The sequence below is a fragment of the Acinetobacter sp. YH12095 genome (genome assembly GCF_013419245.1).
GTDB lineage: Bacteria > Pseudomonadota > Gammaproteobacteria > Pseudomonadales > Moraxellaceae > Acinetobacter > Acinetobacter towneri.
The window spans coordinates 1-3,144 of the sequence record NZ_VPAL01000042.1; the positions used below are offsets into that span (position 1 = coordinate 1).

Annotated in this window: 3 protein-coding genes and 1 pseudogene; all 4 read right to left on the reverse strand. The window is 35.3% G+C overall.

What is annotated here, in order from left to right:
• Nucleotides 1-305: 305 nt before the first annotated feature.
• Nucleotides 306-1,106, reverse strand: coding sequence for a DUF2310 family Zn-ribbon-containing protein (locus FTU35_RS13140; protein WP_114237944.1), 801 nt, complete (start codon nucleotides 1,104-1,106; stop codon nucleotides 306-308).
• A gap of 136 nt (nucleotides 1,107-1,242) precedes the next feature.
• On the reverse strand, nucleotides 1,243-1,581 hold the full coding sequence (locus FTU35_RS13145) for a hypothetical protein (RefSeq protein WP_114237945.1): 339 nt from the start codon (nucleotides 1,579-1,581) through the stop codon (nucleotides 1,243-1,245).
• 1,083 nt (nucleotides 1,582-2,664) lie between these two features.
• The gene (locus tag FTU35_RS13150) at nucleotides 2,665-3,030 is read right to left on the reverse strand and encodes a RepB family plasmid replication initiator protein (protein ID WP_218944957.1); all 366 of its coding nucleotides are present in this window, start codon (nucleotides 3,028-3,030) and stop codon (nucleotides 2,665-2,667) included.
• A gap of 39 nt (nucleotides 3,031-3,069) precedes the next feature.
• Nucleotides 3,070-3,144, reverse strand: a pseudogene (locus FTU35_RS13155) (IS6 family transposase); the annotation flags it as partial.

Genomic DNA, 3,144 nt, shown 5'->3' on the forward strand with positions numbered 1-3,144 from the left:
AATACCAACGAACAGCCCAAAGAATGATTTCACCTTGAAAGTGCCGACCGTGGAAGGGATTCATCTGCTGTATCTCGAAATAAATAAGATATTTAGCTTATCATGTCAGCCTATTTGCAACAGTGCCTTTTTAGGTGGTTCCGCTAGGGTATACTGAAAATAAACTTGTCCTGTACCTGATTCCAGTAAAACACTCTCCGAAAATATCGAGACGATTCACGGTTGGTTACAGATAGTTTGGGTGTTATTTTTATCTCTATGCTTGATAGGCTTTATGAGCTTACCACAAATAATTTTTCATTCGGTCAGTCCTCGCTTTCATCCGACCAATTTTGACTCAACTCACTCACCAAACGACTCTCATCGCATTTAAAATCAATATAGTGATAGGTATTGGCAGGCAATAGCCAATCCTGCCCTGTCAGTGGACATTTTTGTTCCATATCTTCTGCCTGTGTCCAATCACGGTAATTCATTAGAAAATAATAGGTGGGTACACCTGTGCTTTGTTCAATGATACGGCACAATTCTCGACCTATTTTGCTATGCTCAGAATTGGGATTTTGCATTTGCTCTAAGGCAAAGGCTTCACTTACTGGTTGAGAACCAAGCCACAAACGATATAACGCTTCAGCCTGACGATACCATGACCACACATTATCATAACAAGGGTGATCAGGTTGGGTATATGGGATTTTATATAGAGGAATGCCTTGTAAGGTTACTCCATCTAGTAAAGGCGAACTCCAGCCCCAACGCAACATGTAAAATTCAGATTGCGTTGGTACGGCATAACGGGGAAGAGGATAGTCATGGTCTTCTCCGATATACAAGGTTTGAATGGGTTTACCTGCTAACTGTTCGATTTTATTGTGCATTTCTTGGGCATAGCTGTTCATATTTTTACGGTCAAGGGCATCCATTTCAGGACACACCACAGTCACGCGAGTAATATCATTTTGGCTAACAGCTAAATGATGGTTACGGGGTAATATTTGTCCGTTGCCTTCTAAATTTCCTAAATAACAAAATACATCATGGTCGTGGCTATCATCATCTTCAGCGATACCTGTATATTGGGGTATGATAATATCAAAGGCGTGCATTTTTATATCTCATGCTTAATTTATATTAAATATATTTGGGGATGTTGCTGTTGAAATTGGTTAAAGTGCTGTCTTGTAGTGTCAATTTAACCTATACCGTCAATGCCGTACACTCTAAATATTAATAATACTTAAACTACTTGATATTATAACTATAATTTTTCTTATCATATTTACCGAAATAAGGAACAGCTACATCCTTATGCACTGTATTATTACTATCAGTATATGTAATTACTATAGAGTCTTCGGTGTCAGAATATTTTATAGGATACTTAAATGATTGATTAGGAGATAAATTACCTATATTTTCTGATTTATTAGTGGTTTTATAAGTTAAATTAACCTTAGTTATATCTTCGGAGGTTTTGTTATTTATAATTAGCATCCCTTCTGATTCACTTTGACTGGAACAAGCCACAGTAATTAATGCACTTAAGCTAATTACATACAGTTTTCTTATTGAGATCTTCACGAGCCAAACCTTTAGTTATTTTATTTAATACAAAATAATTCTATGCAAGAAATGCCACTCTCAACTTCTTAAGCCTATTGGAATGGCTGTATTACAAGAATTGTAAGTTTAATATTGAAAGTCTAACCTTCGTAAAATAAATGATTTAGCGAAAAAAAGTTGAGAGTTAAGCATAAAATGGAATCTTATTTTTCACCAAAGGAATTAGAAGATGTTAAAGAACCATTAGTTATAACTTTCATTTTGAGACTACCCTAAATTCTGTGTAACTATCTAGTTTTCTAAAATACTTCTTAAATTTTGTCAAAATGGCTTTATTAGCTCGAAAAACTAACTTTCTATACACCATGAAGTACACCGCGACTACCTAAATAACTCAATATACCAATATCATTAGCCTACAGCCTAAGGTTCTAGTCCTCACTAGGGTACCGAAGCAGTGAAATTGGTTTGCCATAGGCATACTAATCAGAGTATGAAAAAGAAACTCCTCTCTCTGCAAATTCTTGATTGAAAACACTAAGAACCTTCATACTAAAAGTATAATAAATAAGTACTAGCCTTTCTATTATGGTGATGTCGTTCATATTCCAAGATATTCTCCGATCATCTAATAACCCCTCCCAACTAGGATCGTTTATTTTAGGTATAGATTGACTGCCGTAAGAAGGTATTTGATCAACTAAATGACGCATATCATCGAGTTTTTGATTTGATAGGGGTTACCCCAGAATTTGGAGAAAATAGTACGACAAGGAATTTTGTCGACTAATTAATTTATTAAAATCAAAGATTTATATTTTTATGCTTTGCCTGTCTGCTAGAGATTGGCAACATGCAATTTAATTGAAAGATTTTTAACGAAGTTCTTAAATAACAACTACATAGAAGTAAATAAATGTACTTACCGCCCTATAATTTCCGTTTTCTGTGCTGACCCCTAATATAGCAGTTTTTCACTGAATAGAACTCAGATAACTTATCATTTGGTGATAGTCAGAAGCCTTTATTCCCTTAAAATAATTTTTGTTTTTGATATCAAGGACTACTTCTACCACAACCTGTAAACAGCGAATAAAAATCTTAAAATTTAAACCCTAATTTCGATAAGAAGGGTAAATATACTTTCTGCTTTTCACTATCTAATAATGCTTCAGCAATTTGTTCAGCAAACACATCGTAACTTCGACCTGCTTGCCCTTGTGCCAAATACGATGCCTCATGTAATTGAGATATTTTTTTAGCGAAGGCAAAGCGTTGATTATCGGTCATGGTTATAAACATATCTACTGTATGTGGATCACGCTCTGTCTTTTCAGCTTTTACCGTTTTGGGCTTGGTTCTTTGTTTAAATTTAAAGGTAAATCCTGTAATAGTGCGACCTTGCTTGTGTTGCTCATATTCAGCAATAATATCCGTGTGTTCGTTAATTTGACGGCACTGTTGCAAATAGAGATTTGAGTCGATGATGTTCCCTTTAAAAAGTGCTTAGAGACCGAAAACCCTGTTGATTAGACACACTTCACCCTGAGGCTGACCATAATAAAATGACGATGCTTGTCC